Source organism: Chryseobacterium sp. AG844, assembly GCF_003182335.1.
Lineage (GTDB): Bacteria > Bacteroidota > Bacteroidia > Flavobacteriales > Weeksellaceae > Chryseobacterium > Chryseobacterium cupriresistens.
In genome coordinates this window covers 123,513-143,036 of the sequence record NZ_QGTV01000011.1, presented here as the reverse complement: position 1 = coordinate 143,036, position 19,524 = coordinate 123,513, and the positions used below count along the sequence as shown (strand labels likewise).

At 36.9% G+C, this 19,524-nt stretch carries 17 protein-coding genes; 15 read left to right on the top strand and 2 right to left on the bottom strand.

The genetic code is table 11. The annotated features are described in order from the left end of the window. The 7 genes from DEU40_RS22655 to DEU40_RS12850 all read left to right on the top strand — a co-directional run. Positions 1 to 223: hypothetical protein (locus DEU40_RS22655; RefSeq protein WP_228406511.1), on the top strand; the 223-nt coding region annotated here is incomplete at its 5' end. A gap of 14 nt (positions 224 to 237) precedes the next feature. After that, positions 238 to 1,146 carry a 1-aminocyclopropane-1-carboxylate deaminase/D-cysteine desulfhydrase gene (locus DEU40_RS12875; protein ID WP_110010200.1) on the top strand — a complete coding sequence of 303 codons (909 nt, stop codon included), beginning with the start codon at positions 238 to 240 and terminating at the stop codon, positions 1,144 to 1,146. Positions 1,147 to 1,212: 66 nt separating this feature from the next. Continuing rightward, positions 1,213 to 2,271 (top strand): glucosaminidase domain-containing protein, encoded by a 1,059-nt coding sequence (locus DEU40_RS12870; RefSeq protein WP_062674272.1) that lies wholly within the window; start codon positions 1,213 to 1,215, stop codon positions 2,269 to 2,271. Positions 2,272 to 2,346: 75 nt separating this feature from the next. Then, complete coding sequence (gene hemL, locus DEU40_RS12865; protein WP_110010199.1) at positions 2,347 to 3,636, top strand: glutamate-1-semialdehyde 2,1-aminomutase; 1,290 nt, start codon at positions 2,347 to 2,349, stop codon at positions 3,634 to 3,636. Positions 3,637 to 4,066: 430 nt separating this feature from the next. After that, the gene (locus DEU40_RS12860; protein WP_110010198.1) at positions 4,067 to 5,398 is read left to right on the top strand and encodes an amidohydrolase; all 1,332 of its coding nucleotides are present in this window, start codon (positions 4,067 to 4,069) and stop codon (positions 5,396 to 5,398) included. Between the two features lie 202 nt (positions 5,399 to 5,600). After that, positions 5,601 to 6,446, top strand: coding sequence for an AraC family transcriptional regulator (locus DEU40_RS12855; RefSeq protein WP_110010197.1), 846 nt, complete (start codon positions 5,601 to 5,603; stop codon positions 6,444 to 6,446). A gap of 79 nt (positions 6,447 to 6,525) precedes the next feature. Continuing rightward, a complete protein-coding gene (locus DEU40_RS12850; protein ID WP_110010196.1) occupies positions 6,526 to 7,764 on the top strand; it encodes an amidohydrolase in 1,239 nt (412 codons plus the stop codon). 425 nt (positions 7,765 to 8,189) lie between these two features. On the opposite strand, the gene DEU40_RS12845 is transcribed toward DEU40_RS12850, so the two are convergent. Both DEU40_RS12845 and DEU40_RS12840 read right to left on the bottom strand, forming a co-directional pair. Beyond that, complete coding sequence (locus DEU40_RS12845; protein WP_110010195.1) at positions 8,190 to 9,599, bottom strand: hypothetical protein; 1,410 nt, start codon at positions 9,597 to 9,599, stop codon at positions 8,190 to 8,192. A gap of 44 nt (positions 9,600 to 9,643) precedes the next feature. Next, entirely contained in the window at positions 9,644 to 12,433 is a 2,790-nt protein-coding gene (locus DEU40_RS12840; protein ID WP_110010194.1) for a TonB-dependent receptor, read from the bottom strand. 325 nt (positions 12,434 to 12,758) lie between these two features. On the opposite strand from DEU40_RS12840, the gene DEU40_RS12835 reads away from it, so the two are divergent. From DEU40_RS12835 to DEU40_RS12800, 8 genes are all read left to right on the top strand, one after another. Then, entirely contained in the window at positions 12,759 to 13,433 is a 675-nt protein-coding gene (locus DEU40_RS12835; RefSeq protein ID WP_002977493.1) for a response regulator, read from the top strand. Positions 13,434 to 13,481: 48 nt separating this feature from the next. Beyond that, on the top strand, positions 13,482 to 14,513 hold the full coding sequence (locus DEU40_RS12830) for a sensor histidine kinase (protein WP_110010193.1): 1,032 nt from the start codon (positions 13,482 to 13,484) through the stop codon (positions 14,511 to 14,513). A gap of 133 nt (positions 14,514 to 14,646) precedes the next feature. Continuing rightward, complete coding sequence (locus DEU40_RS12825; protein ID WP_110010192.1) at positions 14,647 to 15,246, top strand: IS1096 element passenger TnpR family protein; 600 nt, start codon at positions 14,647 to 14,649, stop codon at positions 15,244 to 15,246. A 292-nt stretch (positions 15,247 to 15,538) separates the two neighbouring features. Further along, a complete protein-coding gene (locus tag DEU40_RS12820; protein ID WP_110010191.1) occupies positions 15,539 to 16,888 on the top strand; it encodes an alpha-amylase family glycosyl hydrolase in 1,350 nt (449 codons plus the stop codon). 130 nt (positions 16,889 to 17,018) lie between these two features. After that, a complete protein-coding gene (locus DEU40_RS12815) occupies positions 17,019 to 17,459 on the top strand; it encodes a hypothetical protein (RefSeq protein WP_110010190.1) in 441 nt (146 codons plus the stop codon). Positions 17,460 to 17,475: 16 nt separating this feature from the next. After that, on the top strand, positions 17,476 to 18,126 hold the full coding sequence (locus DEU40_RS12810; protein ID WP_110010189.1) for a hypothetical protein: 651 nt from the start codon (positions 17,476 to 17,478) through the stop codon (positions 18,124 to 18,126). Positions 18,127 to 18,263: 137 nt separating this feature from the next. After that, complete coding sequence (locus tag DEU40_RS12805; protein ID WP_110010188.1) at positions 18,264 to 19,058, top strand: thymidylate synthase; 795 nt, start codon at positions 18,264 to 18,266, stop codon at positions 19,056 to 19,058. A gap of 229 nt (positions 19,059 to 19,287) precedes the next feature. Then, complete coding sequence (locus DEU40_RS12800) at positions 19,288 to 19,506, top strand: hypothetical protein (RefSeq protein ID WP_110010187.1); 219 nt, start codon at positions 19,288 to 19,290, stop codon at positions 19,504 to 19,506. The last annotated feature ends 18 nt before the right edge of the window (positions 19,507 to 19,524 follow it).

Here is a 19,524-nt window from a genome sequence, read left to right as displayed (position 1 = left end):
AAAGCACAATATACTTCCTGAGTTATTTAGCCAAAACTGTTCTCTCACCCCTTTTGCTTTGTATGTAAATTTATTCTTTTGCAAACATAGGAGCCAAAACTTAAAAAAAAGTATCAAACAACCATCTGTAGAAATCCGTGTTATCTGTGGTAAAAAAACAATAAAAACAACAAATTGTCACAACACTAAATCTTTTCCTACTTTTGTAAAGAATAAATCTTGAGTTGTAAAACTGAAATGCTATTAAAACTTCCCACAGAACCTGTTTCCATCCAGGAAATTCCCATTCAGAAAAATATTAAACTTTTCATTAAAAGGGAAGATCAGATTCATCCGTTGATTTCAGGAAATAAATACTGGAAGCTTTTTCACAATGTCAATAACTATCTCGAAAAAAATCAGAGAAACCCTTATATCATTACTTTTGGAGGTGCTTTTTCCAATCACATTGCTGCGGTTTCTGCCGTAGGGAATAGGGCGGGTATTCCAACACTAGGAATCATCAGAGGGGAAGAACTGGAGCATAAATGGCGCGATAATCCAACCTTACTTTTTGCGAAAAGAAATGGGATGAACCTGAAATTTGTCACTCGCGAAGAATACCGTCACAAAGAAAAACTTACAGAATTCCTTCAGCAGGAGTTCCCTGAAGCTTTGATAGTTCCTGAAGGAGGAACCAATAAAGAGGCTGTGGAAGGGGTAAAAATGATGCTCAACGAACAAACAAAAGATTTTGACTATCTTTGCACCGCAGTTGGAACCGGTGGTACTATTGCTGGAATTTCAAAATTTTGTGAAGAGAATCAGAAAGTTATAGGATTTAAAGCTGTTGACGATGCTTCACTTGAAAATAAAATTTTTGAATTAACTTTGAGACAGAATTTTAATCTAATAGATTCATGTTTTGGAGGTTATGGTAAAATAAGTGATGAAAACGTCCGTTTTATCAATGATTTCAAGGAGAGATACGGTATTCCTCTGGAACCGGTTTATACAGGGAAAATGATGGAGAAGATTTTTGAACTGATAGAAGAAGAATATTTTCCTGAAAACAGTAAGATTTTGTGCTTTCACACTGGTGGATTACAGGGGATTGAAGGAGCTAATCTGCTGTTGGAAAAACAGAATAGAAATTTAATTATATAAGTAAAATTGAAAAACATGAAACACTTAGTGTTCCATCTTTCATTTTAAAACAATAAAAAATATAAGATGAAAAGACTTTTTCTATCCATAAGCCTTTTAGTTTTATCAAAATTTTCAGCCCAGACTTGGGCAACCGAAGATCAGTATATTCAGAAGTTTGCTAAATATGCCGTAGAAGAAATGGAAAAATACAAAATTCCGGCTTCTATTACCCTTGCTCAGGGATTATTGGAAACCGGGGGCGGACAGAGCAGACTGGCACAGGAAGGTAAAAACCACTTCGGTATAAAATGTAAAGAAGACTGGACCGGTAGAACAATGAAGCATACCGATGATGCACCCAATGAGTGCTTCCGTGTATACGATGATCCGAGACAGTCTTATGAAGACCATTCTATATTTTTATCTACAAGAAAATATTACGCTAACCTTTTCAAATTGGATATGAAAGATTACAGAGCGTGGGCAACCGGCTTAAAAAAAGCAGGATATGCTACCAACCCGCGCTATGCATCCATTCTTATCTCCAAAATTGAAAAGTATAAATTATATGAATACGACAATACCAATTCCAATGAAGTATTGTATGCTGTTCTTAAAATGTACCCGGATCTGAAAGACGACAGAACTTTCATGGCACAGCTGGAACCTTCAAAAGCAACCAGAAAAGTGAAAGAGCCGGTTACGGTAGAAGTTCCCTATAAACAGACTTCCTATGCCCAACAGCAAAAAAGAGTGGAGAGAATTAAAACGAAAGCTGAAATTCTTAATTCTATTCTGATCAAAAGTCATCCGAATGACGGTTTGAAATATATTATCATTCCTGAAGATACCGATGTAAAATTCATTGCCAATAAATTCAAAGTAAGCGAAAGCAGGCTGATGAAATGGAATGAACTGGAAAATGAAACGTTGAAGAAAAATGACATCGTTTTCCTTGAGTCTAAAAATTCTACCGGAAATACAGCCACCTATAAAGCTGAATACGGAGAAGATATGCATGATATCGCACAAAAATTCGGAATCAAGTTAAATAAATTATATGCTAAAAACAGAATGGATGAAGGACAGCAGCCATCTGCAGGACAGCTGATTTATTTAATAGACAAAAAACCACGAAACTAATTTAATTTTTTTGTTGAGAGTCTACCGTTGACAGCTAAATGCCAACCAGCAACTGTCAACAGCAACTAAGTATATATGAAATATCAAAGAAGTTCGGCTTTATTTGATGAAGCCTACAAATACATTCCGGGAGGCGTGAACTCTCCGGTAAGAGCATTCAAATCCGTAGGAGGAGTGCCTGTTTTCATGAAATCGGCAAAAGGAGCTTACCTTACCGATGCAGATGATAATACTTACATCGATTATATCAACTCATGGGGGCCAGCCATTTTAGGACATACGCATCCTGAAGTATTGGAAGAACTGAAGATACAGGCAGAGAAAGGATTCTCTTTCGGTGCTCCTACAGAGCTGGAAACAGAAATTGCAAAATTCATCATTGAAAATGTCCCGAATATTGACCAGATCAGAATGGTTTCTTCAGGAACAGAAGCATGTATGAGCGCTATCCGACTGGCAAGAGGGTATACAGGAAGAGATAAAATCGTAAAATTTGAAGGCTGTTATCACGGACATTCAGATTCATTCCTGATCAAAGCAGGAAGCGGCGCCGCTACATTCGGAAATCCAAACTCTCCGGGAGTAACTGCCGGAACTGCAAAAGATACTTTGCTGGCCCGTTATAATGATTTTGAACAGGTTCAGGATTTATTCCGCCACAATCCGGGGGAAATTGCAGCTGTGATTATAGAGCCAGTTGCTGGAAATATGGGTTGTGTGCTGCCTGAAAACGATTTCTTACAAAACCTGAGAAAGATCTGTGATGAAAACGATGCTTTATTAATCTTTGATGAAGTAATGACCGGTTTCAGATTAGCTTTCGGAGGTGCACAGGAACTTTTCAATGTAAAAGCAGATTTAGTGACTTACGGAAAGGTAATCGGTGGAGGTCTTCCGGTAGGAGCTTTCGCTGGTAGAAATGAAATCATGGATCACCTTGCACCAAAAGGAGGGGTATACCAGGCGGGAACATTAAGCGGAAATCCTTTAGCCATGAGAGCAGGATTAAAAACCCTTCAGCTTATTAAAAATGATCCTGAGTTTTTCAACAGATTGGAGAAGACAACAGAAACATTGGATTTTGAGATCGGAAAAATATTAAACGAAAAGGGAATTGCTCACAGAATCAACAGAAAAGGTTCTATGATGTCTGTATTCTTCCATATTAAAAGTGTTTCCAACTTTGATGAGGCACAGGAAGCTAACCACTCATTGTTCAATAATTTCTTCCATCAAATGTTACAGAATGGAGTATATCTTCCGCCAAGCGGTTATGAAACTTACTTCATCAGCGATGCCATCAAGGATAAAGAAATTGATAGGACATTGGAAGCAGTAAGAAAATTTGAATATTCAAATAAATAAATAAAAATAAATGAAGCCGGATTTTTTAATCCGGTTTTTTATGCAAAAGAATTTCATGTTTCTTTGGATAAAGAGCTTGATAAAATATCCATAATCTTTGTCACTCCGTAAACAGCATAATATGAATTCCTACGGAATGACAAACTATGTGTATTATTTTTATACTAGTCGGAATTACTAGTCTTAGTTTTATACAAAAAGTAAAGGCTGTCCCCTTTGTCACTCCGTAGGAGTCTCAGCAACGTAAAAACAGCATAATCAGGATTCCAATGGAATGACAAGCGTTGTGGGGTTCTCTTTTTGTTGTAGAAAGATAAACTGACAATTCTCCCAAATAATTACCACAAAGTATAAATCATACAGATTTTGTAATAAACCATACACCTCATTCAAGGGGCTTCTTTTTAATTTTGTCTTAAATAGATTGGAAATGAAGACCTCAGACAATACCATCTCCCGTAAAGATTTTATCAGGAATTCAGCGTTGGCTGTAGCGGGATTAACTTTAATACCTAATATCATGACTGCATCGCCTTTCGATGAGAAAAGTCTTTCAGCAAAAGGAAAAATGAACCTTAAGAATGTTCGTCTGGAAACAGGATTTGAATACCAGGATGGGGAAGTGACTTCTACCAAAACGGATCTATTTTATGTTGAAGTTGGGAACGGAAAAATTATAAAGATTTCACCCAATCAACCGAATGCTAAAGCGGTAGATGCAAAAGGTCTGTTGATGCTTCCTGCATTTAAGGATATGCACATCCATTTGGATAAAACCTTTTATGGAGATCAATGGCAGGCCGTTAGAAAAAGAACAGGAGGGATAAAAGGAATGATAGAACTGGAGCAGAAAATGCTTCCTGAGATGCTTAAAAATTCCACTTTTAAGGCTGAAAAGCTAATTGAACTGTTACAGTCGAAAGGAACTTCCTACGCGAGAAGCCATGTGAATATTGAACCTACTTCAAAACTTCAGTCATTAAAAAATCTGCAGAAAGCTTTAGAAAATAAAAAGAAAGGCTTTGGAGCCGAGCTGGTGGCATTCCCACAGCACGGTGTGTTCTATACGGATTCTGTACCTTATCTGAAAGAAGCGGCGAAGATGGATATTGATTTTATAGGAGGAGTGGACCCGTTTAACATAGACGGAGATATCGAAAAAGTGGTAGACTTTACTGTTCAGCTTGCGTTGGATCATAAAAAAGGAATAGATATTCACTTACATGAAACCGGAGATTCGGGATTGAAAACGGTAGAATATCTGATTAAAAAAGTGAATGAAAACCCTGCTCTTAAAGGAAAAACATATGTAAGTCACTGTTTTGTTCTTGGAAAATTAGAAGCCGCAAAACAGGAAGAAATTGCTGAAAAATTGGGTGATGCACAAATTGGAATTGTTTCTACAATCCCTTTCGGAAGGCTGATTATGCCAATACCAACACTTTACAAGCATAATGTAACTGTTCTCACAGGAAATGACAGTATTGTGGATCACTGGAATACTTTCGGGACAGGGAGCGTACTTCAGAAAGCCAATTTAATGGCACAATTGTATGGATATTCAACAGAGTATTTATTATCAAGAAGCTTAAAACTGGCCACTGGAAATATCCTTCCGTTAGATGATAAAGGAACTCAGCAATGGCCAAAGTCGGGTGATAAAGCAAATTTTGTATTGATCAAAGCAAGTTGTTCTGCAGAAGCAGTATCAAGAATTTCAGACGTGGAGTCTTTAGTTCATGAAGGAAACGTTGTTTTTTAATGTAGAATAAAAGGATTAAATAAATTAATATATAATCTAGTTGTGTTTTTTCAACCATAAAGGGGATGAAAGTTTACAAAAAGTCACGAAACGAAGATGGAAAATGAAGATGGCGTGATACAATAAAGCTTTTGTTCCTTTTGTGGTTGTTTTAGTTTTTTCTCTCATAAATTTTAGTAATTTTAGGAGAAAATCAGGCAGAGTGGCTTACCATACAGATCATTTTCCTATTTTGGGAATTCAGGAATTTAGTGAGAATCAGCTGAAAGGCTGTAATCTGCTGTTTAATGAACTTTCCGGAGCGCGCTCCATTGATGATCCGCACAAACATGATTTTTTTATCATCAATCTTTTTGAGCACGGAGCAGGATCACACACCATCGATTTTACAGAATATCAGGTAAAAGATTATCAGATTCACCTTGTTTTTCCCGATCAGGTACACCAATGGGTGATTGAAAAAGAAACCATCGGGTATCAGCTGATGATCAGCAGAGATTGGTTTGAAAGTTTTCTGCCCTCATTAAGATTTTCTGCCTCATATTACCAGAACCATCCGGTGATCAATCTTTCCAAAGAAGTTTTTGAAACTTTTCTGTATGAATTTCAGGCCATTCAGAAAGAACTGAACGGACAAAAAGTCTTTTGGGAACTGATTCAAAAAAGAAGTGAATTGATCGGTTTGCTGGTGAGTCAATCTGTGGAAGGCGCTTTTAAAGACTTTGAAATCTATAATTCAAATCCTATTATTTCAAAATTTCTGCATTTGATTGATGAATATTTTAAAACAGAAAGATCTGTATCATTTTATGCCGATAAACTGAATATTTCTGCCAACTACCTGAATATTGTCTGTAAGAAAAACCTCAATGCTTCAGCTTCTTCACTTATTCAGAACCGCATTTTACTGGAAGCCAAAAGACTGCTGAAAGTTTCCGAAATGTCTGTAAAAGATATTGTTTATGATCTTGGCTTCTATGATCATGCCAGCTTTTCAAAATTCTTTAAAGCACAAACAGGAATGACTCCTTCCCAGTTCAAAGAATAATCTGTACAAAACAAGACATAATTGATACACCGGTTTTACTCTCAGGCCGGCTTAACTTTGTATTGTTAAATTTTAAATTATGAAATTTCCCTATCAATTAACTGCAAAAGGAAACTATTCCCTGAAAAATGTCCGTCTGGAAACAGGTTTTGAATACGAAAATGAAGAGGTTACCGGAACAAAAACAGGCCTTTTCAGTATTGAAATTGAAGATGGAAAAATAAAAACAGTAAAAGCCAATGATCCTGCTTCCAATGCAATTGATGCAAAAGGTTATCTGATGCTTCCTGCTTTCAGAGACATGCACATTCATCTGGATAAAACCCTGTATGGTCTTCCATGGCAGGCACTTTCTCCGAAAAGAAAAACGGTGAAAGATATGATCGCCTATGAACAGGAAATCATTCCTGAATTGTTGAAAACTTCGGTAAGCAGGGCAGAACAGCTGATCAGTTTACAACAGCATTACGGAACGCATTTTGTAAGAACGCATTTCAATATTGATCCTACATCAGGACTGAAATCTCTGGAACATCTTGAGCAGGCTCTTAATAATAAAAAAGATTCTTTCAAAGCTGAACTGGTGGCCTTCCCGCAGCATGGAGTTTATTATACAGAAACAGCTCCATTGATGAAAGAAGCAGCACAGCTTACAAGTGTGGGATTTATTGGCGGACTGGATCCTTTAAGTATTGATGGAAGCATTGAAAAAGTAATGGATTTTACGGTTCAGCTGGCTTTAGATCACAACAAAGGAATTGATATTCACCTGCACGAAGCAGGAGAATCCGGAATGAAAACGATCAATTATCTGATTGATAAAGCGATCGAAAACCCGGTACTTCAGGGAAAAACGTTTGTGAGCCATGCATTTGCTTTAGCTCATCTTTCTCCTAAAGAAACTGAACAGATTGCAGAAAGACTGGCTGCCGGAAAAGTAGGAATTGCTTCTTCCGTACCTTTTAAAGGAAAGATAATGCCTATTCCGACCCTGAAAAAATACGGAGTAAACGTATTGATTGGAAATGACAACGTACAGGACTACTGGAGTACCTTCGGATCCGGAAGTATGCTGCAGAAAGCGAATCTTATTGCTGAACTGTACGGTTATACTACAGAATATGCCCTTTCAAGAGCTTTGCAGTTTGCGACTCAAGCCATTCTTCCTCTGGATGAAAAAGGAAAGCAGCAATGGCCAAAAGCCGGTGATGAAGCAGCAATTGTTCTGACAGATGCTTCATGCTCTGCAGAAGCTGTTTCCAGAATGTCTGAAATAAAAGCCCTGATGAATGACGGGAATTTATTCTGGAGAAATTAATCTGAGTATATATTTTTTATACACTTGTTTTTTGTAACTGCCATCGGAAGCTTTTCTGGTGGCTTTTTTTGTATGGGGTGCGGGATTCGAGGTTTTGAGATTCGTGATTCGTGATTCGTGATTCGTGTTTTGAGATTATGATTATAAATTTCGAGATTATTTATATTCAATAGGAACGGGCTTTAGCCCGTTTGAATGGAAAAAAATATACCTCAGGCTTTAGCCAAAAATTGTGAAAGAATATCTATATTCAAACCCCAAAATTACTGTTCATATTCCCTTTTTATATTTTGCAATGTGAACATCTATTCATATTCAAAATTCCTACTATTTGTAATATCACGTAATAACGATAAAAAAAGCCCCCGGAAATTACTTCCGGAGGCCTCTATTTGAAATTAAATCTAGGTACTTATATGATGATGTTATAAGTTAAAGTTAGTCCATCCTGCATACCATGTATCCGTAGCATCTTTTACAGCACCTCTGTAAGTAACCTGCGTAAACCAGGTTGCTAATTTAGCGTTTGTAAATGCTCCACCTGTTAATAATGGAGAACCTGAAGTAGGGGTAAAGTTTGGAGTAGTTCCTGCAGGAGCCCAAGCACCGGCAAGTTTTACATCAGCTGTAGACGCAAGGATAGTGTTTCCTTTAGCATTGAACCATGTAGTAAGGTCAGCTAACGTATACGTAGTCGGAGTAGAAGTTGATGGCCCGAATTTTAAAGGAGTTGTAGTTCCAGCCAATATGTTGTTTTCGAAGAATAATTTGTTACCAACAATATTGTTATCTGTTGGAGAACCTTTCGTAGCATCGATGAATAAACCAACCGGGAATCCTGTGAATACAGAGTTGAATACAGAGATAGAAGAGTTTCTTCTGATCTGTAGTGCATTCTGGAATAGCGCATTGATTGATCCCGGAGCTGCAGAGTTGATCGGCCCGATAATCGTCATGTTAGAGAACGTAGCGGATGTTTGAGGGGCTAAAGTAGAACCGTTGGCATCATTATCAGATTCAAATGCGTTAGAACCTGAAACGTCTGCTACCTGAGAATCTCTTACTGCGATACCAAACTGTACCTTTCCTGAATAGCCGTTGTCAGTATCGAAATCGTCATCAAGACCTTTGTAAGAAATAAGGTGAGAACAGTTTACTGTTCCTCCGAACCACTCAAAACTGTCATCGTTAGCATAAGCAACTTCTACATAATCCACTGTAGTTCCGCTACCTACACCACCGAATGTAATTCCGTTAACCTCTTTATCTGGTAAAAATGCATATCCAGCATATTCTATTCTTACATATTTTAATACACCACTGTTATCAGCAGCATTGGTTCCGCCATAAAGTCCAAGACCTTCAGAGTTGTTGATTCCTCCTTCAATTTCTCCAACTCCGTTTGCACCTCCGAAAGATGCATTGGTAGGAGCGTTTCCTAAAATAACTAAACCTGCCCAGTCTCCTCTTTTAGGACTTGGTTTTTCTGAAGTGAAAATAATAGGGTTGGCAGCAGTACCTTCTGCCATGATTTTACTTCCTCTTGTAATGATCAAAGCTCCGTTTTTATCAGCTTCACCTACAATCTTTGTACCTGGCTCGATCGTTAAAGTAGCTCCGTTAGTTACATATACCAGTCCTCTCAGCTTATAGATTTTATTGGCTTTAAGTGTAGTATTGGAAGTGATTTTTCCTGAAAGAATAAGGTTTTCAGTTTCTCCGTTTCCGTTACCTCCATTTTGAATAATGGTAGGTCCATCTTCTTCTATATTTCTACATGCGGTAGTTGATACTAGAGCGCCAAGCATTAAAGAATATAAAACGAACTTTTTCATGTTATAAAGAATTAAATTATTTATTAGATTATTTGTTGAGTGAATTAAAAATTGTATCCCAGTGTTAAACTGATATTGGTTCCTGTAAGTCTTTCAATAGCAAGAGCATCTTTGCTGTCATACTTGCCATTGTCGTTCAGGTCATGGTAGAATTTGGCACGACGGTTCAGGATGTCTGAAACATTCAGCTTGATCTCTCCTTTGTTGCTCCATAATTTTTTAGAAAGCTGGAAATCTAAAAGAGGTCTTGGTGCTTCCCAGATTGGTGGAACCTGATCGTTTCCTACATAAAGAATTCTTCTTCCGATCATGTTGAATAATAGCGTTGAAGACCATCCTGATTTTTCAGTATCGTACTGAAGACTTAAATTGACCGTGTATGGAGATTGCCCCTGCATTGGTCTGTCAATATTGGTAGCTTCGTCTGTTACTCTGTTTTTAATTAATGCTACGTTTCCACCCAACGTAAAGTTTTTAAGAGCGCTTACAAAATCCAGTTTTTTTCTGGCTTCCACTTCCAGTCCGTAAGCATCAGCTTTATCTACGTTAAGATAGTTGAAGGTGTTACTCGTTCCTACCCCTGATTGGTTGAAGTATAATTCGATCGGTTTTTTGAAGTTTTTATAGAAACCGGCCACGGAAATAATTTCCCCGTTTCTTGGGTAGAATTCCCAGCGAAGGTCGGCACTCGTAATTTTGGTTCTTTCGATAGATTTGTTACCGATTACAGTTGCTCCAAGGTCAAAATCATAATATGCCAAAGGAGAAACTTCTCTGAATTCCGGTCTTACAACAGTTTGCGAACCTGCAAGACGGATATTCATTTTAGGATTTACCTTGAATGTTAAGTTAACAGCAGGTAAGAAATCTGTAACACGAGTGTTTACAAAACGGTCATCGCTTTTCTTCGTGCTTCCTACCAACTGGTCAAAGTTCTCCACTCTTAATCCCCAGACAGCTCTTAACCATGGTGTGAAGTTATTGTCAAACTGTAAGTATCCTGCGTTAAGGATGGTGTTGGCAATATATCTGTACTGGTTTCCTGCAATTTCATCAAATGTGAATCCACCGTTAGTTCCGAAGTTACCAGGATTGAAGATGGTTTCAAAAGGCTGGGAAAGTAATCCCTGATTGAAGTTTTCAAGTCTTACAGAGAACGGTCTTGAGTTGTATATTCTGTCTTTTACCTGGAATAAATAACCTCCTTTGATTGTTTGCTTCTGTCCGAACATCGTAAATGTCTTGGAAACGTCACCTCCTGCATTATATAAATAGTCACTTAGGGTGGAGTAGAACACACTTCCTGATTTTTGAGAAAGACCATTAGAAATTAATGCTAAATAAGGACTTCCCGGCATATTCGTATATTGATTATACTGTAAACGTTGCAGCAAAGGAATGTACTGATCAAGGATCCCGAAGCTTCCGTACCAGTTTACGGTAAGACCGCCAAGAACATCAATTTTATGATTACCGGAAAGGGTGGAGTTATAGAAAGTTGTTTCTTTAAACCCGATTTCCCTTGCCATGATATTGGTCCCGTTAATCGGATCAAATTCAAAGTCCTTTCCTGTTCTGAAGGACATGTGATTTACCGTATTGTTGGTGATGATATTCTTTAAGGAGATTTTATTATTGTTGTTCAGCTTTAAAGAAAGGTTCAACATCCCTCCTAAAATAATATCATTGCTGTATTTTTCTGTAAAATAATCGAAGTTGGTATCAGCAAGCTGGTCGTTGATAGTAAAGAAACGGTTGGTAGATTCGGTTCTTCTTTTGTTATTACTGTAGTTTAAAACAGCAATTACTCCTAAATCTTTTCCGAATACTTTCGTGTTGAAACCTCCGTCTAATTGTAAACTTAAGTTTTCAGGATAACCAATGCTGTTGTATCCCAGATTCTTGGTATATCCTTTACCAATCTCTGTTTTTTGTGCTTCAGTCAGAATACTGAAAGCATTTTTCGCAGGCGTATTGGTTGGAAGTTTTCTGTAGCCGTCATCAATTCCTAAAAAGTCCCATTTTCCTCCTTTCTGCATATGGAATTCCTGTCCCATAGTAGCAGTGTTTCCACCTACACCTACCTGTACATTGAAGAAGTTTTTATTAGGAATATCCTTCGTATTTACCTGAATCAAAGCACCTCCCCATTCTCCTGTATATTCCGGAATGAACGTTTTATTGATAACAAGGGTTTCGATAACGTTGGCAGGGAAAAGGTCAAAAGAGAAAGTCTTTCTGTCTGGCTCTGTACTGGATAACTGAATACCGTTCAGCATCGCCTGGTTGTAACGGTCTGATAAACCTCTTACTACAATATATTTTCCGTCAAATAAACTCACCCCTGAAACTCTTTTCAGAACTTCACCGGTGTTTCTGTCCGGACTTCTTTTAATCGCTTCAACACCGATAACCTGAGAAACTACACCAGCATTCTTTTGTAAACCGATGGTAGAGGCTATGGTTTCTTTTCTTGCATTTGATTTTATGACAACTCCCTCAATTTCTTTCTCTTTGGTAGAGGGCTTATCCAGAACGATATCAAGATGAGTGTTACCTTCATTTTTGATAATAACTTCACTGATCTCTTTTCTGTTATATCCGTTGGAACTTACGGTTACAATGTAATTGGTGCCAGGGGAAAGGTTGATAGAGTAGTATCCGGAAATGTCAGTGGTTACTTCCTGACCATTTACTTTTACTTTTACACCTTCTATTGGAGTATTATCTTTCTCGTCCAATACCCTACCTTCCAAAACCTGACTTTGTGCAAAAGCATAGCCAGCAGAAAACAAGGCAAGTAGCATGATGCTCTTGTGGAGTTGTTTTTTCATTATTACTTCTTTTACTTCTTTTTCAAGGGCAAAATAAAGGCTTAGTTTTTAAGAAAACTTTAGGAGAATCTTAATTAATTATGAAGTTTGTATTAACGAAAGAGCAGATTTTATACTTATCGATGTTTAATTTATATAATTATAATTTTTGTTTTAATGTTAGTTATTATTCCTTATATTTGATTTGTGTATATTTATTTATTGATTTTTTTATTGATTTTGTAATTAATATGTAGAATGTAATTTTTTAATAATTAGTTAACATTTGGCGGATAGATGAAATCAATTGAAATAATTAATTTTGTGGGAATTCTTAAACTAGAAGATGAGCAAAAAAATTCTTTTAATAGACGATGAACTGGACATTTTAGAGATTCTGTCTTACAATTTGGAAAAAGAAGGGTATGATATCTATACCGCTACCAATGGTAACGAAGGTATAGAAAAAGCGAAGGAAATTGTTCCGGATCTTATCTTATTAGATGTCATGATGCCTGAAAAAGATGGTATAGAAACCTGTCAGGAACTTCGTAAAGTGAAAGAACTGCAAAAAACACTTATCGTGTTCCTTTCTGCAAGAAGTGAAGAGTTTTCTCAATTAGCAGGTTTTCAGGCAGGTGCTAATGATTACATTGTAAAACTGATCAAACCGAAAATCCTGATCTCTAAAGTGAATGCACTATTACAGCTAACCTCTCAGGTGTCTGACAATGCTAAACTCATCGAAATCGGAGACCTTGTTATCGATAAAGATAACTTCAGAGTTTCCAAAAGCGGACAGCAATTTCTTCTTCCTAAAAAAGAATTTGATTTGCTTTACCTTTTGGCTTCCAATACGGAGAAGGTTTTCAAAAGAGAAGAGATCCTGGAAAAAGTCTGGGGTAATGATGTGATCGTAGGAGAAAGAACCATTGATGTTCACATCAGAAGACTAAGAGAAAAACTGGGAATCAATACGATTCAGACATTGAAAGGGATTGGGTATAAACTGATCGTTTAATTATTTAAAAATCCTAACTTTACGTTCAATCCTTAAAACGTTGTAAAATTGAAATTTTACAGACTTACCCTCGTTGCCTCCTGTCTGCTGACACTGGTAATGCTCCTTTTAGTAGTCGTATTCGATTCGCTGAAAGATATCTATTATGAGACTCCTTTGTTCAAAACGGGTCTTTTCATCTGTATTATCCTGATCTTTATGATCAACTGTGTAGTACTGGAGCTACTGTTTAATTATTACGGAAGAAAGCAGGTAAAAGGTCTTTCCGGAATCCTTCCTCAGGAAATGGTTCATGATAATGATGAAAATATAACCATTAAAGAATTAGGAGAAAGATTTTCAGACCTGAATCAGCAGAGAGCTTCCGAAATTGATATGATGAAAGAGATGGAAAGTTACCGTAAAGAATACATCGGAAATGTTTCCCATGAGCTGAAGACTCCTCTTTTTTCTATCCAGGGATATGTAGAAACCTTGAGAGACGGCGGCGTGGATAATCTTACGATCCGTGACAAATATCTGGAGAGAATCGATAAATCGGTAGAAAGACTGATCGCTATTGTGACAGATCTTGATATGATTAACAGGCTGGAAGCCGGCGAAATCAATCTTACCGTTTCAAAATTCGATGTGAACCTTCTGATCAAAGAGATTTTTGACCTTCTAGATCTTGAAGCTGAAAAACGAAATACAACATTACAGATTCAGACCCTTCATCCGCAGATTTTTGTGGAAGCCGATAAACAGAAAATTTCCCAGGTTTTTATTAATCTGATTTCCAATGCTATTCATTATGCCAACAGGCAGGAAGCAAAAGTGATTGTAAAAACCAGTGTCCTTAAAAATAAGGTACTGATCGAAGTGATAGACAATGGAATGGGTATCAAATCTGAAATTCTTCCAAGAATCTTCGAAAGATTTTATCGTGTGGAAACCAGCAGAAGCAGAAGAGAAGGCGGCTCCGGACTCGGTCTGGCTATTGTAAAACACATCCTTGAAGCTCACAACGAAAACATTACCGTAGAAAGCGTTTACCTTGAAGGGACGAAGTTCAGTTTTATGCTTGAAAAAAGTAAATAATTCCGGCAAAATGTAAGAAAAAAAAATATTTTAAAAAATCCTGAAATATTTTTTTGTCACATGTCATTTATTATATATTTGCAACAGAGATTTATCATAATTATAAAGGCAAAAAGTAATTTAAGAAACTGATATGGTTTACAAAATCCGCGTAATATTAGATGCGAAAGAGGATATTTTCCGTGATGTCGAAGTTAAGGGAAAACAAACGTTATGGAACTTACATTTAGGAATTAAAAGTGCATTCAGTCTGCAGGGAGATGAGCTTTCTACTTTTAATCTGTTGGAAGATGACGGAACGATCGTAAAAAGTGTCCCATTGGAAGATATGAGTGATGATGGTGATGGTGAGATCATGTCAGATGTTTACATTGATGAAGCTTTTGAAAATGTAGGTGACAAAGCGCAATTCCAGTATGGACTTCTTGATCTTTGGGAATTCTTCTGCGAGCTTGTGGAAGTAATTGAAGAAACAAAAGGCGTGAACTATCCGATCACTGTATACAGATTTGGAAATGTTCCATTAAAAGCTCCAAGCAAAAACGGAAGTGCCGGAGGTGGCAAAAAGAAATCAGCAATGCCATTGGTAGATGATGAGTTCGGTTTTGATGATGATTTCGGAGCGGGAGGAAACTTTTCAGACGAAGATGATGACAGCTTTGATGATGAGGAAGAAGAAGACTACAATGACGATGTCTTTGATGATGAGGATGACAATGATGATGAAAGATAATCATACAATATACTGGCCCCGGATTTAGATCCGGGGCTTTTTTATGGAGTTTTACTTATGCTTTTTTTACAGAATTTCTTTAAACTTTTATTTTTTGAAACATTAAGATTGGTATTAAGTTGTTAATATAAGCTTCGCTTTAAGCTTAAAAATCAGAATGATTCATCTTAACTAGACTTTATTTCTTAAATCCTTCTTAATGGTTTTAATAGATCCAGCATTTTTTATAAGTCTAAATACTACTTATCCTTTTTCTCCAAAAACAATCCTTACTTTTGTTAAAAATAGTTTAATGAAAAAATTAATTTTGTTAGCTGTAATTGGTCTGGGAATTGTTTCCTGTACCACTCAAAAAAATAAGCGGAAGATGACAGAACTGCCAAAAGATTGGAAACATAATACAAATATTTACGAAGTAAACATAAGACAATACACTCAGGAAGGAACTTTCAAAGCATTTGCAAAAGAAATGCCCCGACTGAAATCTATGGGAGTAAAAACACTCTGGTTTATGCCTGTTACTCCGATTGCCCGGCAAAATAAAAAGGGAAGTCTGGGGAGTCCTTATGCCGCAGCAGATTATACTTCCATCAATCCTGAATTCGGAACCCTGCAGGATTTTAAAGATATGGTGAATGAAGCTCACAGGTTAGGATTCAAAGTCATCATCGACTGGGTAGCCAATCATACCGGCTGGGATCATCTATGGACAAAAACACATCCTGAATTTTATCTTAAAGATCCGGATGGAAAATTCCATATTGCTTCCGGAATGGATGATATTATTGAATTGGATTATAAAAACCAGGAAATGCGCCAGGCAATGATTGATGCTATGAAGTTCTGGGTACAGGAAACCAATATCGACGGATTCCGGTGTGACCTTGCCTCATGGGTGGAAGTCGATTTCTGGGAACAGGCACGTCCTGAAGTGGAAAAAATAAAGCCTCTTTTCTGGCTGGGAGAATTTGATGAGCTGGAAAGTCCGGAATATGGTAAAGTTTTCGACGCAAGTTATTCCTGGAAATGGATGCACAAATCTGCCGACTATTACAAAAATAATGAACCTCTTCAGGAATTAAAAGATCTTCTGAGACAATACTCCAATATCGGAGACGCTTCAATGAGAGCCTGGTTTACCACCAATCACGATGAAAACTCATGGAACGGAACAGAATATGAAAAATACGGAGTCATTACAAAACCTATGGCAGTATTCTCTGCAACATGGAATGGCATTCCGTTATTATATTCCGGCCAGGAACTTCCAAATATGAAGAGATTGGAATTTTTCGAAAAAGATGCTATCAAATGGACCAATACCTATCAGGCTGCAGATTTCTATAAAACATTATTGGATTTAAAAACATCAAATCCTGCATTAAGAGGAGGTGATTCCAATGTGACCACCTATCTTCTTAATACGACAGCCAATGATAAAATTCTTGCTTATGTAAGGAAAAATGGGAAAGATGAAGTGCTGGTAGTCCTGAACATGTCAAAAGAACCGCTTAATTTCTCCATTGAAGACGAACATCTGTCCGGAACCTTCAGAAATGTTTTTGATAAAACCAAAAGAGATTTCAGCAATGGAAAAGATTTTAGTTTTAAGGTATCTGATTTTGCCGTATTTGAAAAGTAATATTTAAATCTTTGGCTTTATCTTAATGCATAGTCACTAAGCAGTACCTAATTCCCCTCCGCTGGAGGGGTGTCAAAATCTATGATTTTGACGGGGTGGTTTATCTGCCCGCAATAAAAAAGATCATCCAATGAACAAACAGGAAATAATCAATATCATTAAAGCAAAAGCCGCAGATAAAATCCGGTATTTTGAAAATCTTATTGCAGAAACACGGGCTTCCAACAATGACACCAAAAGCTCGATGGGTGATAAATATGAAACCGGAAGAGAAATGCTTCAGCAGGAAATCAATAACCTGCAGAGGCAGCTCAATGAAGTGTTGAATCAACAGGCTGTTTTGCAGAAAATAACTTCTGATCCTTCGGAAAAAGTTCAGAACGGAACATTGGTGAAAACCAATAAAGGAATGTTTTATGTTGCGGCGTCAATGGGAGAGATTATTGTTGAGAACCAGAAAATCATGACGGTTTCTGCAGAATCTCCTTTAGTGAAGGCTATGTTTGGCAAGAAAATGGGAGAGACATTTACCATCAACAATATCAGTCAGGATATTGAGCATATTTGGTAATAATCTTTAAAATAATATGAAAATTAAAAATTTATTTTTCCTTGCCTTTTTATTGGTAGGTTTGGCGGTCAATGCACAGGTTCGTGCCTCCGTTTCGTCAAAAACGTATGATCTGGAAACAGTTAAATTTACTGTAGATGGTTTTGTGTTTACACTTAATGCAGACGGGTCAATTGCTGATTTTAATGCTCCTGACCTGAATGGCAAGCTGGAATACTATGATGATCAGGTTTTTGATAAAGTGAAATATGGAAAACTTAAAAGCATTGGAAACGTTAAAATAGATTACTGGGAAGATTCTACTTTCACTAAGGAAAAAGCCGGTAAGCTGAAACGTTTAGGGAATATTTCCGTAGACTATTGGGAAGATTCTGCCTTTACTGAAGAAAAAGCAGGTAAGGTAAAGAAAATAGGAAATCTTGCTATAGATTATTGGCCTAATGATATCATAGATAACAGCAAGATGGGCAAGCTGAAAACGATAGGATCTATTGTGATAGATTATGGAGCAAAAGACGTGATTGATCAGAGTAAGTATAAAAAGCTTGTAAAATTCGGTCCTGTGAGTCTTGATTATTATACTGATAGTTTTATAGACGAAAACAGAAACGGACAGCTGAAATCCATTAACGGAAACAGTGAAAAAATTAGTGTCTCTGTATTGTAATCCATCTGTTGTCTTAATTGGCTGAGAGTGTAGTCTATACATTCATTTATCGAAAAAAACATAAATCTCTTATAAAAAGTATCCATAGGCAGGATGCTTTTTTTTTACTAAATTTGGTCCATAAATTCCTTATCAAAATGCAAAACTACCTGGACCTTTTACAGCATATTTTAGACAACGGAACTGATAAAACAGATAGAACAGGCACCGGAACAAGAAGTGTTTTCGGATATCAGCTGAGATATGATCTGTCTAAAGGATTTCCCTTGGTAACGACGAAAAAAGTGCATTTGAAATCCATTATCTATGAGTTGCTTTGGTTCCTGAAAGGAGATACCAATATTAAGTATCTTAATGATAACGGGGTAAGCATCTGGGATGAATGGGCAGATGAAAATGGAAATCTGGGACCTGTTTATGGTGCACAATGGAGAAGCTGGAATGGAGCAGACGGAAAAGTAGTAGACCAGATTACAGAAGTAATTGACCAGATCAAAAAAAATCCGGATTCCAGAAGACTTATCGTATCAGCATGGAATGTTGCAGAAATTCCTAACATGGCTTTGGCTCCTTGTCATGCCTTGTTCCAGTTCTACGTAGCTGATGGTAAATTATCGCTGCAGCTGTATCAGAGAAGTGCAGATGTTTTCCTTGGTGTACCGTTCAATATTGCAAGTTATGCATTGCTGCTGATGATGGTAGCTCAGGTATGTGATCTTGAAGTAGGGGATTATGTTCACAGTTTTGGAGATGTTCATATTTATAACAATCATTTTGAACAGGTAAACAGACAGCTTGGAAGAGAACCACGATCACTTCCTACAATGAAATTAAATCCTGACGTTAAAAATATCTTTGATTTCGATTTCGAGGACTTTACGCTGGAAAATTATGATCCGCATCCGGGGATCAAAGCTCCTGTAGCCATTTAATTTTTTATATCTTTTTATTTTTTAAATTTACTTCTATTACTTTCATGTGAATAGATGATATTGTCTGTGGTCATAAGTCAGGGAATTAGAATATAAATCCTTTACTACGTTTTCTTTTGGCAATAGTTTCTTACATTTGGAAGAACAATGCCCGTTCACCGGATTTCTTTTGTAAGATGATCCGCTGGGAGGCAATATATCATAAATGTCAAATGCTTAAGAACAGATTATGAAGTATTTAAAAATTAATATTGAAGAAAATGCAGATATTGAAGTACTGAAAAATGCTGTACTTCAGCTGAAAGGTGTGGCATCCGCAGAAATAGTGGATGACGAAAATCCGGAAAGTGAACTCAAAAAAGCGTTTGCAAAAACGAAGGAACAACTTAAAAAGGGCGACTATGAAACCCTTGTTAATGATATTTTCGACATCATCATAAAAAAATAATTCTAAAAAATAATAAAG

Bases quoted from the DNA above. Each gene is read 5' to 3' on its own strand.
- DEU40_RS12835 (WP_002977493.1), top strand. From the start codon at position 12,759: ATGAGCAAAAAAATTCTTTTAATAGACGATGAACTGGACATTTTAGAG.
- DEU40_RS12840 (WP_110010194.1), bottom strand. From the start codon at position 12,433: ATGAAAAAACAACTCCACAAGAGCATCATGCTACTTGCCTTGTTTTCT.
- DEU40_RS12825 (WP_110010192.1), top strand. From the start codon at position 14,647: ATGGTTTACAAAATCCGCGTAATATTAGATGCGAAAGAGGATATTTTC.
- DEU40_RS12810 (WP_110010189.1), top strand. From the start codon at position 17,476: ATGAAAATTAAAAATTTATTTTTCCTTGCCTTTTTATTGGTAGGTTTG.
- hemL (WP_110010199.1), top strand. From the start codon at position 2,347: ATGAAATATCAAAGAAGTTCGGCTTTATTTGATGAAGCCTACAAATAC.
- DEU40_RS12800 (WP_110010187.1), top strand. From the start codon at position 19,288: ATGAAGTATTTAAAAATTAATATTGAAGAAAATGCAGATATTGAAGTA.
- DEU40_RS12850 (WP_110010196.1), top strand. From the start codon at position 6,526: ATGAAATTTCCCTATCAATTAACTGCAAAAGGAAACTATTCCCTGAAA.
- DEU40_RS12870 (WP_062674272.1), top strand. From the start codon at position 1,213: ATGAAAAGACTTTTTCTATCCATAAGCCTTTTAGTTTTATCAAAATTT.
- DEU40_RS12860 (WP_110010198.1), top strand. From the start codon at position 4,067: ATGAAGACCTCAGACAATACCATCTCCCGTAAAGATTTTATCAGGAAT.
- DEU40_RS12845 (WP_110010195.1), bottom strand. From the start codon at position 9,599: ATGAAAAAGTTCGTTTTATATTCTTTAATGCTTGGCGCTCTAGTATCA.
- DEU40_RS12820 (WP_110010191.1), top strand. From the start codon at position 15,539: ATGAAAAAATTAATTTTGTTAGCTGTAATTGGTCTGGGAATTGTTTCC.
- DEU40_RS12815 (WP_110010190.1), top strand. From the start codon at position 17,019: ATGAACAAACAGGAAATAATCAATATCATTAAAGCAAAAGCCGCAGAT.
- DEU40_RS12875 (WP_110010200.1), top strand. From the start codon at position 238: ATGCTATTAAAACTTCCCACAGAACCTGTTTCCATCCAGGAAATTCCC.
- DEU40_RS12805 (WP_110010188.1), top strand. From the start codon at position 18,264: ATGCAAAACTACCTGGACCTTTTACAGCATATTTTAGACAACGGAACT.